The organism is Caulobacter sp. 05L422 (genome assembly GCF_056397765.1).
The window spans coordinates 505712-520285 of the sequence record NZ_JBFTOB010000001.1; the positions used below are offsets into that span (position 1 = coordinate 505712).

Annotated in this window: 14 protein-coding genes; 5 read left to right on the plus strand and 9 right to left on the minus strand. The window is 68.1% G+C overall.

Annotated elements, in window-relative coordinates:
• Positions 1-13: 13 nt before the first annotated feature.
• Positions 14-727: a TorF family putative porin gene (locus AC1DMQ_RS02210; RefSeq protein ID WP_477031916.1), complete on the minus strand. Its 714-nt coding sequence runs from the start codon at positions 725-727 to the stop codon at positions 14-16.
• 254 nt (positions 728-981) lie between these two features.
• The gene (locus AC1DMQ_RS02215; RefSeq protein WP_477031917.1) at positions 982-1785 is read right to left on the minus strand and encodes an SDR family NAD(P)-dependent oxidoreductase; all 804 of its coding nucleotides are present in this window, start codon (positions 1783-1785) and stop codon (positions 982-984) included.
• 103 nt (positions 1786-1888) lie between these two features.
• Here AC1DMQ_RS02215 and queF point away from each other — a divergent pair, with 103 nt between their 5' ends.
• Positions 1889-2344 carry a preQ(1) synthase gene (queF, locus tag AC1DMQ_RS02220; RefSeq protein ID WP_477031918.1) on the plus strand — a complete coding sequence of 152 codons (456 nt, stop codon included), beginning with the start codon at positions 1889-1891 and terminating at the stop codon, positions 2342-2344.
• A 66-nt stretch (positions 2345-2410) separates the two neighbouring features.
• Here the strand turns inward: queF and AC1DMQ_RS02225 are convergent, their stop codons facing one another.
• Positions 2411-5311, minus strand: coding sequence for a TonB-dependent receptor (locus tag AC1DMQ_RS02225; protein ID WP_477031919.1), 2901 nt, complete (start codon positions 5309-5311; stop codon positions 2411-2413).
• Positions 5312-5642: 331 nt separating this feature from the next.
• On the minus strand, positions 5643-6260 hold the full coding sequence (locus AC1DMQ_RS02230) for a nitroreductase family protein (protein ID WP_477031920.1): 618 nt from the start codon (positions 6258-6260) through the stop codon (positions 5643-5645).
• Positions 6261-6417: 157 nt separating this feature from the next.
• On the opposite strand from AC1DMQ_RS02230, the gene AC1DMQ_RS02235 reads away from it, so the two are divergent.
• Both AC1DMQ_RS02235 and cysE read left to right on the plus strand, forming a co-directional pair.
• Complete coding sequence (locus AC1DMQ_RS02235) at positions 6418-7026, plus strand: NUDIX domain-containing protein (protein ID WP_477031921.1); 609 nt, start codon at positions 6418-6420, stop codon at positions 7024-7026.
• A 111-nt stretch (positions 7027-7137) separates the two neighbouring features.
• Positions 7138-7968 (plus strand): serine O-acetyltransferase, encoded by an 831-nt coding sequence (gene cysE, locus AC1DMQ_RS02240; RefSeq protein ID WP_477031922.1) that lies wholly within the window; start codon positions 7138-7140, stop codon positions 7966-7968.
• A gap of 76 nt (positions 7969-8044) precedes the next feature.
• Here the strand turns inward: cysE and AC1DMQ_RS02245 are convergent, their stop codons facing one another.
• Positions 8045-8956, minus strand: a complete 912-nt coding sequence (locus AC1DMQ_RS02245; RefSeq protein ID WP_477031923.1) for a hypothetical protein — start codon at positions 8954-8956, stop codon at positions 8045-8047.
• A gap of 187 nt (positions 8957-9143) precedes the next feature.
• Here AC1DMQ_RS02245 and AC1DMQ_RS02250 point away from each other — a divergent pair, with 187 nt between their 5' ends.
• Positions 9144-9692 carry a PAS domain-containing protein gene (locus AC1DMQ_RS02250; RefSeq protein WP_477031924.1) on the plus strand — a complete coding sequence of 183 codons (549 nt, stop codon included), beginning with the start codon at positions 9144-9146 and terminating at the stop codon, positions 9690-9692.
• A gap of 120 nt (positions 9693-9812) precedes the next feature.
• Here AC1DMQ_RS02250 and AC1DMQ_RS02255 read toward each other — a convergent pair whose 3' ends face one another.
• Positions 9813-10754, minus strand: coding sequence for an aldo/keto reductase (locus AC1DMQ_RS02255; protein WP_477031925.1), 942 nt, complete (start codon positions 10752-10754; stop codon positions 9813-9815).
• Between the two features lie 195 nt (positions 10755-10949).
• Complete coding sequence (locus tag AC1DMQ_RS02260; protein ID WP_477031926.1) at positions 10950-12614, minus strand: choline dehydrogenase; 1665 nt, start codon at positions 12612-12614, stop codon at positions 10950-10952.
• A 176-nt stretch (positions 12615-12790) separates the two neighbouring features.
• Between AC1DMQ_RS02260 and AC1DMQ_RS02265 the strand changes: the two genes are divergently transcribed.
• On the plus strand, positions 12791-13321 hold the full coding sequence (locus AC1DMQ_RS02265; protein ID WP_477031927.1) for a CYTH domain-containing protein: 531 nt from the start codon (positions 12791-12793) through the stop codon (positions 13319-13321).
• 33 nt (positions 13322-13354) lie between these two features.
• Here AC1DMQ_RS02265 and ppk2 read toward each other — a convergent pair whose 3' ends face one another.
• Together ppk2 and AC1DMQ_RS02275 are read right to left on the minus strand one after the other, a co-directional pair.
• Complete coding sequence (gene ppk2, locus AC1DMQ_RS02270) at positions 13355-14194, minus strand: polyphosphate kinase 2 (protein ID WP_477031928.1); 840 nt, start codon at positions 14192-14194, stop codon at positions 13355-13357.
• 11 nt (positions 14195-14205) lie between these two features.
• The coding region (locus tag AC1DMQ_RS02275) for a DUF4010 domain-containing protein (RefSeq protein ID WP_477031929.1) at positions 14206-14574 on the minus strand (369 nt) is incomplete at its 5' end.

A 14574-nucleotide genomic window follows, 5' to 3' on the forward strand; every position in this document is an offset into this window, starting at 1 on the left:
GTCGTTCTAAAGCTTAGAACGAGGCCTTCAGCGAGGCGGTGAAGGCTTCGCCGAAGATGCTGCCGAACTTGTGTTGGCTGGTGTCCGAGTAACGGAAGTCAGCCGACAGGTTGTCGGTGATCGCGGCGGTGATGCCGACATTGTAGGTGGTGTAGCCGCTGCTCAGGCCGGCGAAGTAGCCGTCGGCGTCGACTTCTTGACGGCCCAGAGCGCCGCCCAGGGTCAGCTTCTCGCCGATCGGAACCGAACCGTTGATTTCGCCGTAGATGGCTTCGCCGCCTTCGCCCGGGAATTCCGGCGAGTAGTACAGGGCGGCGCCGACGGTGCCCGGGCCGACCGCGGTCGAGGCGGCGGCCTTGACTTCGATGTAGCCGTATTGGCCCGGAGCGCCGTTCTTGTCCTTGTCGTAGCCGTAGTAGATGACGCCGAAGTCCAGCGAGGCGGCGCCGATGGTCGGCTTCACGCCGGCGTAAACGTCGATTTCGGTGTCGGGGTTCGGCGTGCCGAAGTCGACGTTCGAGGCCCACACGCCCGCGTAGCCGATGCCGTAGGTGGCGTCGACGCCGCCGAAGACCTGGCCCTTGCCGTTCGTGTTGCTGACGCCGCGGAAGATGTAGTCGCTGGCGACGCCGACGTTGTACGAGAGCTTCAGCTCTTCAGCCATGGCGGCGCCGCTCATGGCGACCGAGGCGGCGGCGGCGACCAGCGCCAGTTTCAGAAACTTCATGTGTTCTATCCCCTTATTTCGTTTTGCCGACCGAAGGGTTTGGAGCCTTCGCCGTCCAGCGACGCCTGCAAGCGTGTTTGGCCACAACAGGAATAGTTGTCGGCTTAGCCCTAGTTGCAATCGCAGTGGTTAAATCGCCAGCACAAACGGCGCCCTGGGCACAAAGAATGGGCGAAGTGTGACGATTTTGCTTCAGAAGTGACGTTGGGCGCCACAGTGTCGACGGAACGTTTGTTTGGGCTTTACCTGCGGCTTTAGCGCATCGCCAGACTCGCTCCGCCCAGGTGCAGTCCGGCGTCTACCAACAGCGTTTCGCCGGTGACGTGCCTTGATGCGGGCGAGGCCAGGAACACGGCGGATCCGGCGATGTCCTCGGCGGTCGAGGCGACCTTCAGCGGCGTGGCCGCTGCCGCTCCCGTGCGCAGACGATCAACACGTTCGGCGTCCATGGCCTTGCCGAACCAGGGCGTGTCGATGAATCCGGGGCAGACGGCGTTGACCCGGATGCGGGGCGCCAGGGCCCGGGCCAGCGACAGGGTCATGGTGGTCAGAGCGCCCTTCGAGGCGGCGTAGGGCACGGACGAGCCGTTGCCGACCACCCCGGCGATCGAGGCGGTGTTGACCACGGCCCCCGGCTGGGGCGCGGCCTCCAGCAGGCTGCGGGCGGCGCGGACCATCTGGAACGCGCCGACCACGTTGACCGCGTAGAGCCGCAGGAAGTCCTCGGCGTCGACCGCGTCGAGGTCGGAATGATCGGGGGCGAACTTGGTGACGCCGGCGTTGTTGAACAGCGCGTCGATCCGGCCCGTGCCGGCCGCCGCCTCGGCGATCCGGCGGCAGTCGGCGTCCTGGGCCACGTCGCCCTGGACCAGGACGGCCTTGGAGCCCTCGGCTGCGATCAGCCGCGCGGTTTCCTCGGCTTCCTGCGCGCTACTGGCGAAGTTGACGACCACCAGGCCGGCGCCGCGCCGGGCGGTCTCGACCGCCATGGCCCGGCCCAGGCCCGTGGAGGCGCCGGTGACCACCACCGTGAAGCCGTCGAAATCCCGTCCGCTCATCTGCCGTCTCCCCAGGCCCTTGGGCCTAAACGCTTGTTTGGTGCGACGATAGCGACGCCGCGCGCGCTTGTCTCGCGGCGGTCCGGGGCCTAGATGACCGCCCATGACCGAACTTCATGTCACCCAACTGGGCCAGGTGGTCGAACCCGCCGCCAGTCCCGACCAGGCCGTTCTCGAGCGGGTGCCCAACCCGCAGAGCGACGTGACCTATCTGGCCCGTTTCGTGGCCCCGGAATTCACCTCGCTGTGCCCGGTGACCGGCCAGCCGGACTTCGCGCACCTGGTGATCGACTATGCGCCCGGCGACTGGCTGATCGAGAGCAAGTCGCTGAAGCTCTATCTGACCAGCTTCCGCAACCATGGCTCGTTCCATGAGGACTGCACGGTGAAGATCGGCCGCAAGATCGTCGAGATCGCTAAGCCCCGCTGGCTGCGCATCGGCGGCTACTGGTATCCGCGCGGGGGCATCCCGATCGACGTGTTCTGGCAGACCGGCCCGGCGCCGGAAGGGCTGTGGGTGCCCGACCAGGGCGTCGCGCCCTATCGCGGCCGGGGCTGACCGCTTCGCGATCGCTGAAATGACGAGGGGCGCGTCCGGCCGGACGCGCCCCTTTTTTCTTTGCGCCTAGCGCGGCGGTTGCGCGGGCTGCTGCGCCGGCGCGGGCGGCGGGGTCGGAACCGCGGGCGGGCGTCGGCCCGGCGGCTGCACCGGGCGGGCCGGGCCGATCAGCTTGCGGAAGCTGATCCGCACCGTCCGGCCGATCGGGTCGCGATAGTCCGGCTGATAGGCCTGGGGCGTGATGCCGAGGCGGTCGTGCACGTCCTGGCGAGTGTCGAACAGGTTCTGGGCCTGCAACTGCACCCGCGAGCCGCGCAGCCACGGATGGGCCCGCAGCAGGTCGGGGCGCGACGACAGGTCCGCGAACAGGTTCAGGCTGACCGTCGACAGGTCCCCGAAGAACAGGTCGCTATCGGCGGTCCTGCCGTTCAGGCGATAGCCGCTGCGCCAGCTGCCGTTCAGGAACGCGCCCATGCCGCTCTTGGAGAGGCCCGCCTGGAACTGGACCTCGTGCTCGGGACTGGCGCCCGAACCGCCGTTCAGGCGATCGATGATCGGCAGGCCGTCGCGGATGGTGATCTCGTCCTTCAGTTTCCAGGTGTGGTAGAGCGAGACCTGGAACTGGCCCTGGCCGGGGCGCGGACCACGGAAACCACCGCCGCCACCGCCGCCGCCACCGCCTCGGAAACCGCCTCCGCCACCGCCGCTCGCGCTGGGACCGCCGGTGTTCTCACCGCCGCCGCTCGGGCCGGGACCGCCGCCGGGGCCTTCACCGCCGCCGCCGCCGCCACCGCCGGAAGGCGGACCGCCGCCGCCGCCCGGGAAGCCGGCCGGCGCGGGACGTGGCTGGCCGAACGGCCGCGACAGGTTGAAGCCCCAGCGGATCTGCTGCTGCTGGGTCTTGGCGTAGTTCACCGGCCGCGCGTCGACCGAAAGCAGGTTGCCGTCGACGTCGCGGCGGATGCGGTCGGGGAAGGCTTGTTCGATGTCGGCCGTGATGGCCGGGAAGTTGTTGGTCGAATCGTCGACCCGCGTGGCCGTGTAGTTGGCGTTGATCTGCAGGTTGGTCTTGGCCGTGCGGGGCAGGGGCCGGATGGTGGCGCTCAGCCTCAGCACCTGGCGGCTGTCGGACAGCAGGTTCGGATTGCCGCCTTCGATGCGCGTAGCCAGCACGGTCCGATTGTTCCTGAAGTCGAAGATCGAGACGTTCGGCGTCGAGAGGATCGGATCGTTCAGTTGCGAGGCGCTGGGCGCGCCCTGGTCGTCGCTGTAGCTGACGATGAAGGTGACCGGGTCGATCGGCGTCCAGTTGGCGCCGGCCCCCACGGTGGTCAGGCCGCCGAAGTCCGACACCTCCTCGTACTGGCCGTTGAAGTTGACCGACAGGTCGCCCAGGAACGGCAGCACGTCCTTGGAGCGACTGGTCAGCGGGACGCTGATGTTGGCCTGCAGGTTGCCGCTGGTGCGCGAGATGTCCCGGTCGACCGCAATGCCCTGGCGGGTGCTGCGGGAATCCTGGTTCTGGGTGTCGGCGCCGGCCTTGAAAGTGGTCGAGACACCGCCGGCCGGGACCTGCATCAGTTTGCCGATCAGCACGACCTCGCCGTTGGCGGTGTTGGAGGTCGAATGGGCGGTGTCGGGCGAGACGCGGCTCATCAGTTCCGACGGGATGTTGCCGAACGGGTTCAGCGCCGGGTTGCCGGCGGCGACGCCTTGGATGAAGGCCGTGGCGTCCAGGCCGCGTCCGGTGGTGGTCTCGCTGGTCGAATAGACGTAGCCGCCGGTGGCGCTCCAGCGCCACTCGTCGATCCGGCCGTTGGCCGCCGCCGACACCGTTGCCTTCTGGGTGTCGGTCTTGCGCAGCATCGACACGTAGTCGTCGGCGAAGCGATAGACCGCGACGTCGGTGGTGAACGGCGAGAACGGATTGCCGGTCGGCACGATCAGGCGCTGATCCGGGCCGCCCACGGTGAGGGGCAGACCTCGGACGCCGGGCAGGCCCAGATAGCTGAGCGAGCTGGTGTCGTCGAAGCCGCCGCTGATCGTGATCATGGACGCCTTGCCCAGCGGCCGGGTCACCGCGCCGGTCAGGCTGGCGGTGGTGTTGTTCGGGGCCAGGCTGCGCCAGGCGGTCAGGTCGTCGCTGGCCGGAACGCCGGCGTTCGCGGCGAAGTCGGCCAGGGTCGGCGCGCCGAGCGCGGCCGAGGCGGGGACGGGGGCGTACCGGACAGGCGACCCGACAATGGCGCTCAGGGCGGGATCGATCTCCCCGCCGTTCACGCCGACGACATTGCCGGTCAGGTCGTAGGGTTGGCTCAGCTGCGCGCGCGTGATGTCGCGTTCCGTCTCGAACAGCGTCGAGTCATGCGTGACCTTGCCGTTGAACAGCCAGCGCTGGTCGCCCTGCACCCGGAACAGGGTGCTCTGCAGGTCTTCGCTGGTGCGCCCGCCGTTCGTGGCGCCCTTGAGGCCTGCCTCGGTGGTCACGGCGCGGAAGCGGCGGCGCAGGACGATGTTCACCACCCGCTGGTCGGCGCGGTAGCCGTAGGTCAGCGAGACTTCCTCGGGAAGGATGTCCCAGCGCTCGATGGCCTCGGGCGGGATGTCGCGGATTTCCTGCATGCCGGAGGTGCGACGGCCGTTGATCAGGATCACCGGCTGGCCGTCGCCTCGGCTCGAACCCGTGCGAAGCTGGGGCTCCATGAACGCCAGAAGTTCCGTGATGCTGCCGGCGCCGTAGGCGCGGATCTGGGCGGCGTTGAGGCTCAGCTCTGGCTTGACGTCGCCCTCGACGGAGCCGCGCGGCTTGCCGGCCACGACCTCGACCGCGTCGACCTCGGCGGCGTACGGATCGGCCTCGGCGCCGGCAGCCGCCCCGGAGGCCTGCTGCGGCGTCTGCTGGACCTGCGCCGCCGGTTGTTGCTGCGCGGGAGCGGCTTCAGGCGCGCCTTCGAGGGCGGCGGACATGCCGAGAATTAACAGTGAGAGCGTCATAAACCCCGTCGGCCGAAAAGTTTTGGTCGGCGTGTAAGTACGCAGACAACGTCGAGCTTGGCCTTAGGCAACCCAAGGCAAGATGACAAGTTACCGATACTTAAGGTCGAATTGATGCAGGACTGTTACATAAAATGTCGCGCATGATGCACGACGAAGCTTGCGCTCTTTAAGTCCCACGCTTTGGGAGTAGAGACTAGCCAAGTGGCCATTCTATGGCGTTAGCTGTCATTTCGAGCGGGACGAGCCCGAATAAAGGCGCCGGACCGATGCGGAAACGCAACAGCCGGCGCCATTGGGTCTCTCAGTCGGCGGACCATTCCGTGGTGATCGCCGCCACGTCGGGCCGCACGCGCTCCTGCGGAGCCTCGGTCGAGGTCCCCAGATAGAGGAAGCCCGCCACCAGTTCGCCGTCGGCCACGCCCAGGACGGCCTTGGCGCGCGGATCGTAGGAGTACCAGTCGGTGATCCAGTTGGCGCCCCAACCCATGGCGGCGGCGGCCAGCAGCATCTGCTGGCAGACGGCCGAGGCGCTCTGGCGCTGCTCCCATTCGGGGATTTCGCCGGGAATGAAGCGCGAGATCACCGCCACGGCGACCGGCGGGCGGGTCAGCTTGCGCAGGGCGGCGTTGGCCTTGACCGGATTGGCCTGGCCGTCGGCCAGGGCGGTGATCTTTTCGGCGAACGCGTCCTTGGCCGGTCCGCGCAGGATCACGAACCGCCAGGGCGACAGCTTGCCGTGATCGGGCACGCGGGCGGCCAGGCGGAGAAGATCGGTCAGTTGGGCGTCGTCGGGACCCGGCGCGGTCAGGCTCATGGCGGACGCCGAGCGCCGCTTGGCCAGGAAGTCCAGCACCGCCTGCGACGGCTCGATCGGCAGCACTTCGCCAAATTCGGGGGCAGGGGGAACGGAACCGGTCAAGACGACCTCCAGGAAGCGCGGCCGGAGACCGTGCCGGTCTCCAGATTTTTGTTTGGCGCATTTTCTTCACGCGAACCGGAATCCACTTCGCTCGAAAATGCTAGAGCGAGCACACCTATGGCCGAGCCTCGGTCACCACAAGTCGCGAGTCGTTCGCATGACCGATAAACCTGCCTGGCTCAAAGCGCACGGGACGCCGTGGTCGGTGACCAGCGAAACGATCGTCTACGACAATCCTTGGATCACCCTGACCGAGTATCAGACGATCGCCCCCACCGGTCGGCCCGCCCTCTACGGCAAGGTGGCGTTCAAGAACCGGGCGATCGGGATCGTGCCGCTGCACGCCGACGGCACGGTGACCCTGGTGGGCCAGAACCGCTTCACCCACGCCAACTACAGTTGGGAGATTCCCGAAGGCGGGGCGCCGCTGGACGAGGACCCGCTGGACGGCGCCAAGCGCGAACTGGCCGAGGAAGTCGGCCTGCTGGCCGGCGACTGGCGACTGATCCTGAAGATGGAGCTGTCCAACTCGATCACCGACGAGTTCTGCCACGGCTATCTGGCCCTGGACCTGACGCCCACGGCGACCGCGCCGGACGAGACCGAGGACCTGGCGATGGTCCGCGTCCCGTTCGGCGAGGCCCTCGACGCGGCGGTTTCGGGCCACATGCCGGACTCTTTGACGGTGGCTTTACTGCTTCGAGTGCACCATATGGCGGTGAGGGGCGAGCTGCCGGCCGACCTGGCGCGACTTGTGCTGGCTTAGGCGCGTTCTTAAATGGCGAACGGTTCTGCGGCTTGGCCGTTGAATCCAAAGGACGTCTGGAGCATCTTCAAAAAGGATGCTCTATAGGCGACGTGGGCGAGGGAGATCCCGGTGGCCAAGCATCTAGAGGTCGTGACGCAGGAAACGACGCCCCCCGTGTGGGCCGCGCTGCGCAACCAGGCCGAACACGCCGCCAAGGCCGAACCGGCCCTGGCCTCGCTGCTCAACGCCGTGATCCTCAGCCACGACAACCTGGCCGACGCCCTGACGTTCCAATTGGCGCGCAAGCTGGGCGACCAGGAGATGCGGGCCATGACCGCCCGCGAGTTCGCCGCCGACGCCTTCGAGAGCGACCCGTCGCTGGTCGCCGCCGCCGAGGCCGACCTGATGGCGGTGTTCGAGCGCGACCCGGCCACGAAGGGCTATGTCCAGCCGTTCCTGTTCTTCAAGGGCTTCCTGGCCCTGCAGACCCACCGCGTGTCGCACTGGCTGTGGGCCCAGGGCCGCGAGACCCTGGCCTTCTACCTGCAGAGCCGGGCCAGCGAGGTCTTCCAGGTCGACATCAATCCGGCCGCCCGCATCGGCAAGGGCGTGTTCATCGACCACGGCACCGGCATCGTCATCGGCGAGACCGCGGTGGTCGGCGACGACGTCTCGATGCTGCACGGCGTGACCCTGGGCGGCACCGGCGCGGATCGGGGCGACCGCCACCCCAAGATCGGCAAGGGCGTGCTGCTGGGCGCGGGCGCCAAGGTGCTGGGCAACATCACGATCGGCGAATACGCCAAGATCGCTTCCGGTTCGGTGGTGCTCAAGCCCGTGCCGCCGCACTGCACGGCCGCCGGCGTGCCGGCCCGGATCGTCAACTGCCCCACCTGCGAAGAGCCGGCCCGGACGATGGACCATACGCTGGCGGACGTGGTCTACGACTACGTGATCTAGCCGCCGTCGAGCGCTGAAACAGAAAAGGGCCGCTCCTTCGGGAGCGGCCCTTTTTGTTGTCCGGTTATCCGCCGTCCTAGTAGACGACGCCGCCGACGCCGCCGTCGAGGCTGAGGCTCAGGCCCGAGCTGGACTGCTCGCGCACCGTTTCCTCGCGATAGGCGGTGTACTTCTCGGTGGTCAGCATGGTCAGGACCTTCACGCCGGCGCCGTAGCGGCGCAGCAGCGAGCGCTCGTTGCAGTCGCGGGCCGGGCGTTGCGGCCGGCAGGCCACGGTGCCGCCTTGGGCGCCGGGGGCGTAGTAGAGCGCGTCGTTCTTGCCGCAGACATAGGTCTCGCCGGCGAAGTTGCTTTCGCTGGAGCCCTCGTAGGCGCCGATCACGTACTGCATGCGCGAGCCGGCGATGCAGCGGTAGAGCTCGCCCTCGTAGCCGTTGTCGATGTCGCGGTCGGGGGTGACCTGCGAGGCGGGGTGGGGCACGTCGCGGTCGTCCAGGCAGACGGCGCGGATGACCACGCGCTTGAACTTGGTGCGGGTGGCTTCGTAGGACGCGCGACGGCGGGCCTCGCTGCCCTCGACGTTCAGGCCCTGGATGTAGCCGGTCGAGACCGGGCCGGAATAGTAGCCGCCGTGCGTGCCGCCGCCGTAATAGACGGTCGTGCCGGCCGAGGCGCCTGCGCCGGCTCCGGCCCCAGCTCCGGCCGAGGCCGAGCTGGTGGCCGAGGCGCTGGCGTTGACGACGACCGAGCCGCCGACATGGATGTTGATGCCGGGCACATAGACGTTATGGCCGCCGCCGCAGGTGTTGCAGCTGGGCGGGGTGGGCGGACGCGGCGGGGCCGGGGGCGGCGCGCAGCAGGGCGGCGGCGTGCAGCTGCCGCATTGGGCTTGGGCGGCCCCGCCCAGCACCAGCGCGCCCAATCCTCCGAGGAGGCCGGCGGCCAGGCTGATCCACAGCTTGGGCAAGGTCAATTTCGGCGCCCGCATAGGCCTCTTCCCTTCACAACACGTCGGCGTGCCGCTCGGCCAAAAGCCAAGCAAGAACCACGCCATGGTCGCCGTTCGACCGAGAAACTGTCCCAGGACGATACGGTCCGGGGGCTGGCCCGGTTCTCCCTGCAAGCCCGGTGCGGTCGAAAAAGGGACCGCGAGCGAGCCCGCGAGGGGAACGACGATGTTCCATCCAAGCACGGAACGGTTGATAGACTATTGGCGTAGCAAGGCCGTTAACGACGGCGTACCCGCGCGCGCCAGCGTCAATCCGGGCGAATTCCTGGATCTGCTGCCCCAGGTGTTCATCCTCGGGCGCGACGAGAAGGGTCGCTATCCCGTGCGTCTGGCCGGCGGTTTCGTCACCGACCTGCACGCCCGCGACCTGCGCGGCGAGGACGCCCTGGGCTTCTGGGCGCTGTCGCATCGGCTGGAGGTCAAGTCGGCCCTGGAGGTCGCGCGCCGCCGGGGCGAGCCCGTCGTGATCACCGCCGACATCCGCGCCGTCGGGGCGCCGTCGGTGGGCATGGAGGTGCTGCTGGCCCCGATGGTCGGCGCCGACGGCCAGACCGACCGTTTCCTGGGCCTTTACCAGCCTGTCGCCATGATCCAGCGCCTGATGGGCCGTCCGGCCTCTGAACTGGGCGTACGCAAAATCCAGAGCCTGGGCCCGGCCAACGAGGAATCGCCGCGCCTGCGGCTGGCGACGCTGCACGGACGGCGCATCGCCTAGAGAGACATTTCGAGCTTTTCCGTACCGGGGGGACGGAAAGGGCGGCGCGGGGGCTTCGGGGGCGCGCCGCGGATGGGGAGGGGGCGCCGCAGGGCGACCCCTCCCCATTGATCTTCAGGCCTAGCCCGCCGCGTTCAGCGCCTCGATCACCTCGGCCGGCAGGGTCAGCCGGGCCGCGCCCATCAGTTCGTCCAACTGCTCGACGCTGGTGGCGCTGGCCAGTGGGGCCGTGATCGCCGGATGGGCCATGATCCAGGCCAGGGCGACCTGGGCCGGGCTGGCCGACACCGCCTTGGCGGCCGCGTCCAGGGCCGCCAGGACACGCTTGCCCTTGTCGTTCCAGTAGTCGCGCAGGATGGTCCGCGAACGCGCCTTGCCCTCCAGGTCGGCGTCGGTGCGGTATTTCCCGGTCAGGAAGCCGGCGGCCAGGCCGTAGAAGGGAATGACGCCCAAGCCCTCTCGCGCCGCCAGCTCGGCCAGCGGCCCCTCGACCTCATGGCGGTCATAGAGATTGAATTTCGGCTGGATGGTCTCGTAGCGGGCCAGACCAAGCGTCTCCGACGTCTTGAGCGAAGCCGACAGCCGCTCGGGCGAGAAGTTCGAGGCGCCGATCGCCCGCACCTTGCCCGCCTTCACCAGCCGGTCGAAGGCCTCCAGCGTCTCCTCGATCGGGGTGGCGTCGTCGTCCTGGTGGGCCTGGTAGAGGTCGATATAGTCGGTCTGCAGCCGCTTCAACGACCCCTCGACCGCCGAGGCGATGTTGGCCGCCGAAAGACTAGGTTGGGCCGGCCACATCGCGACCTTGGTCAGGATCAGCACGTCGTCGCGTCTGCCCCGCGCCTTCAGCCAGCGGCCGATCACGCTTTCGGACTCGCCGCCCCCGTGGCCCGGGACCCAGGCCGAATAGACGTCGGCGGTGTCGACCGCGTTGAAGCCGCCGTCGACGAAAGAGTCGAGCAGCCGGAACGAGGTCGCTTCGTCCGCGGTCCAACCGAACACGTTGCCGCCGAACACCAGCGGCGCGACGGAGAGGCCTGAGCGGCCCAGGGGGCGGTGGTTCATGGTGATGTCCTCGGTGGGCTGGGCTCTTTAGATATCCTCTCCCAGAGGGAGAGGAAGGGGCCCGCCGCGAAGCGGTGGGAAGGTGAGGGGTTACGCCTTCAGCCGGCGTGCCGGCACGCCGTCGGACATCTTACACCCTCACCCTCCCACGTTCTGCGAACGCGGGCCCCTCCCTCTCCCTCTGGGAGAGGGTTTTCAAGCCGCAGCCGCCCGGCCGTCCTCGAACACCGGCACGTCCACGGCCGGCAGAACGGCCTTGCCGCGGATCAGGTCCGAGGCGCGTTCGGCGATCATGATGGTCGGGGCGTTGGTGTTGCCGCCGATCAGGTTGGGCATGACCGAGGCGTCGATCACCCGCAGTCCCGAAATCCCCTGCACCCGCAGCTGGTCGTCGACCACGGCCAGCGGATCGCCCGCCGCGCCCATCCGGCAGGTGCCGACCGGGTGGTAGATGGTCTCGGCCTTGGCCCGCACCCAGGCGTCGATGTCGGCGTCGCTCTTGATGTCGGCGCCGGGCGCGTACTCGGCCTCGCGATAGGGATCGAAGGCGGCCTGGGCCACCACCTCGCGGGCGATCTTCACGCCCTCGCGGATGGCGCGGCGGTCTTCCTCGGTCGCCAGGTAGTTGCCCAGGATGGTGGGATCGTCGAACGGATCGGCCGACCGCAGGCCGACCTTGCCGCGGCTCTCGGGACGCAGCTGGCAGACGTGCAGGGTGAAGCCGTCCTTCTCGACCTGGGTCTTGCCATGGTCCTGCATGATCGCCAGCACGCCGTGGATCTGCAGGTCGGGGCGGTCGAGGTCGGGACGCGACTTCAGGAACGCGCCGCTCTCCAGGAACTGCTGCCGGCCCAGGCCCTGGCCCAACAGCATGTAGGACAAACCCGTGCCCAGCTTCTTCAGGCCCTTGTTGGCCGAATAGGCGGTGACCAGGTTCTTGGTCGTCCACGACAGGCAGACGTCCAGGTGGTCCTGCAGGTTGGCGCCGACGCCCCTGGCCGCGTGGGTCACCGCGATCCCCTGGGCCTTCAGGTCGTCCGGATCGCCGATGCCCGACAGTTGCAGGATGTGCGGCGACTGCACGGCGCCGGCGCTGAGCAGCACCTCGGCGTCGGCGTGGGCGACGACGCGTTCCGGGCTGGTCCCGACCACGTATTCGACGCCGATCGCCTTGCCGTTCTCGATCAGGATGCGGGTGGTGCGGGCCTCGGTCACGCAGGTCAGGTTCGGCCGGGTCAGGGCCGCCGTCAGATAGGCCGCCGCCGCGCTCCAGCGCTTGCCGTCGCGAATCGTCAGGTCGTAGGGGCCGAAGCCCTCCTGCCGGTAGCCGTTGAAGTCCTTGGTCGTCGCATGGCCCGCCTGGCGGCCGGCCTCGATCAGGGTCGGATAGAACGGGCTCTTGGACTCGCCGCGCGACACGTGCAGCGGTCCCGAGCCGCCGTGATAGGCGTCGCCGCCGCCATGGTGGCTTTCCGAGCGCTTGAAGTAGGGCAGGACCTCGGCATAGGACCAGCCTGACAGCCCCATCTGCCGCCACTGGTCGTAGTCGCGCGCATGGCCCCGGATGTAGATCATGCCGTTGATGGCCGAGCTGCCGCCCAGGCCCTTGCCGCGCGGCCACCACAGCTTGCGATCGTTGAGATGCGGCTCGGCCTCGGTCCAGAAGCCCCAGTTCTGGTCGCCTTTGGCCTTGATCAGCTCGCCCACGCCGGCGGGCATCCGCACCAGGATCGAGGTGTTCTTGCCGCCGGCCTCCAGCAGCAGGACCTTGACGTTCGGATCCTCGGTCAGCCGGGCCGCCAGGACGCAGCCGGCCGAGCCGGCGCCGATGATGACGTAGTCGTAGCGCGTGCTGGCCATGGCCCGACGTCGCCTCCCTGGAATGTTATCGTTGTTAAGACAGAGAGTGACGCGGGTTTGGGCGGGCGGCAAGGGGGCGCTCTCGGCTTCACACCTCGTCGCGCCTACTGGGTCTACCGGAGTGACGGTGTTGTCAGGCCAGGGCAGATTTCGCCAAGCAGGCCCGGAGGCTTGGCATGATCGAAATCGAACGGAAGTTCCTCGTCGCCAACGACCTGTGGCGCGCGACGGCTGAGGCTGGGACGCCGTTCCGTCAGGGCTATCTGGCTCGCACGCCTTTCGCGACAATCCGCATCCGCTGCTCGCGGGACTACGCCTCGTTGACAGTAAAAAGCCCACGGCGAGGCCTCGAGCGCGACGAAATAAGCTACCCTATCTCCCTCATCGATGCGGGGGACATGCTGGCCCGCTTCTGCGGCGGGCGCGTGCTGGAGAAGGTGCGCCACGAGATCGATCACCAGGGCCAAGTCTGGATCATCGACGTCTATCGCGGGCCAGCCGAGGGGCTCGTCATTGCCGAGATCGAACTTGATCGTCCTGACGTGGTCTTCGAATTTCCGCCGTGGTTGGGCGTAGAGGTCAGCCACGATCCGCGCTACCGCAACTCGGCGATCGCTAGATGGAAGACCTCCGGCGGCGTGCCGCGCCAGACGCGGTCTTTCGCCCCTCCGCAGGCCACAGCGTCGGAGGCCCCGCCCGCCACCTGACGAACAATGCGCTCGCGAGCTGAGCGTCTTCGATCAGTAGTGCGCCGTCACCATACGGCGACCCTCGAGGATGCTCTGGTCGTCGTACCTGTGTTTGGCTGAGCGCTTTGGCAGCTCGATCTTGGGGTGCTCGATGCGCTCGTAGGGCACTAGCGACAGGATGTGGGCGATGCCGTTCAAACGGGCGCGCTTCTTGTCGTCAGAGCGCAGGATGCACCAGGGCGACTCTTCGCGGTCGGTGGCCGCCAGCATCTGGTCGCGGGCCCGGGAGTAGTCGTACCAGCGCGAATACGACTCGACGTCCATCGGGCTCAGCTTCCATTGGCGCAGCGGGTCGTTGACCCGAGCGTGGAAGCGCTTGTCCTGTTCCTCCATCCCGACCTCCAGCCAGATCTTGATCAGGAGGATGCCGGAGCTGATGATCCAGCGCTCGGCCGTGGGGCAGGCCTCGAGGAAGTCGCGGTGCTCGTCCTTCGAGCAAAAGCCCATCACGTATTCGACGCCGGCCCGATTGTACCAACTGCGGTCGAAGATCACGATCTCGCCGCCAGCCGGGAAGTGCTGGATGTAGCGCTGCATGAACAGCTGGGTCTTCTCGCGCTCGCTGGGGGCGGGCAGGGCGGCCACGCGGAACACGCGCGGACTGACCCGCTCGGTCAGGGCCTTGATGAAGCCACCCTTGCCGGCCGCGTCGCGCCCCTCCAGCACGACGATGACCCGCGCGCCGGTCTGCTTTACCCAATCTTGGAGATGGCAGAGTTTGACCTGCAGCTTCTGTAGCTGTTCCAGGTAGGCTTTGGTCTTCATCTTCTCCGGCTTGCCCTCCGGCTCTTCCTTGGAGGCGTCCTCGCCGCCACGTTTCGCTTTGGTCATGGAAAATCTCCTCAGTTCGTGGCGTGGCCGATCAGCGTTCCCGCCCAGGCGGCGGCCGCCACCAGGACGACGCCGGGGGCCACCCTCAGGGCGAAGGCTCGACCGCCGCTGGTCGTGGCGACGACGATCTTGGTGATCGTGTTGGTGGTGAAGCCGGCCAGGATCGGGATGACGGCGTCCAGCGCCGACATCCGGCCGTTGGCCGTCAGCGAGGCGATCGAGATCGCCGGGGCGTGGGTGTCGACGAAGCCGGCGACGGCGGCCGCCAGGATCGCGCCGGACTCCCCGAACTCGGCGCGCAGGGCGGCCGAGGCCAGCAGCACCACCGACAGGGTCAGGGCGAAGATCAGGGCGCCGGCCAGGCTGAAGGCCTTGTCCGG

Excerpts from the sequence above, each read along its gene's own strand:
- queF (WP_477031918.1), top strand. The coding sequence starts at position 1,889 with ATGACCGAACTTCATGTCACCCAACTGGGCCAGGTGGTCGAACCCGCC.
- AC1DMQ_RS02245 (WP_477031923.1), bottom strand. The coding sequence starts at position 8,956 with ATGCGGGCGCCGAAATTGACCTTGCCCAAGCTGTGGATCAGCCTGGCC.
- AC1DMQ_RS02235 (WP_477031921.1), top strand. The coding sequence starts at position 6,418 with ATGACCGATAAACCTGCCTGGCTCAAAGCGCACGGGACGCCGTGGTCG.
- AC1DMQ_RS02265 (WP_477031927.1), top strand. The coding sequence starts at position 12,791 with ATGATCGAAATCGAACGGAAGTTCCTCGTCGCCAACGACCTGTGGCGC.
- AC1DMQ_RS02255 (WP_477031925.1), bottom strand. The coding sequence starts at position 10,754 with ATGAACCACCGCCCCCTGGGCCGCTCAGGCCTCTCCGTCGCGCCGCTG.
- AC1DMQ_RS02250 (WP_477031924.1), top strand. The coding sequence starts at position 9,144 with ATGTTCCATCCAAGCACGGAACGGTTGATAGACTATTGGCGTAGCAAG.
- AC1DMQ_RS02260 (WP_477031926.1), bottom strand. The coding sequence starts at position 12,614 with ATGGCCAGCACGCGCTACGACTACGTCATCATCGGCGCCGGCTCGGCC.
- AC1DMQ_RS02215 (WP_477031917.1), bottom strand. The coding sequence starts at position 1,785 with ATGAGCGGACGGGATTTCGACGGCTTCACGGTGGTGGTCACCGGCGCC.
- ppk2 (WP_477031928.1), bottom strand. The coding sequence starts at position 14,194 with ATGACCAAAGCGAAACGTGGCGGCGAGGACGCCTCCAAGGAAGAGCCG.
- AC1DMQ_RS02225 (WP_477031919.1), bottom strand. The coding sequence starts at position 5,311 with ATGTCCGCCGCCCTCGAAGGCGCGCCTGAAGCCGCTCCCGCGCAGCAA.
- AC1DMQ_RS02210 (WP_477031916.1), bottom strand. The coding sequence starts at position 727 with ATGAAGTTTCTGAAACTGGCGCTGGTCGCCGCCGCCGCCTCGGTCGCC.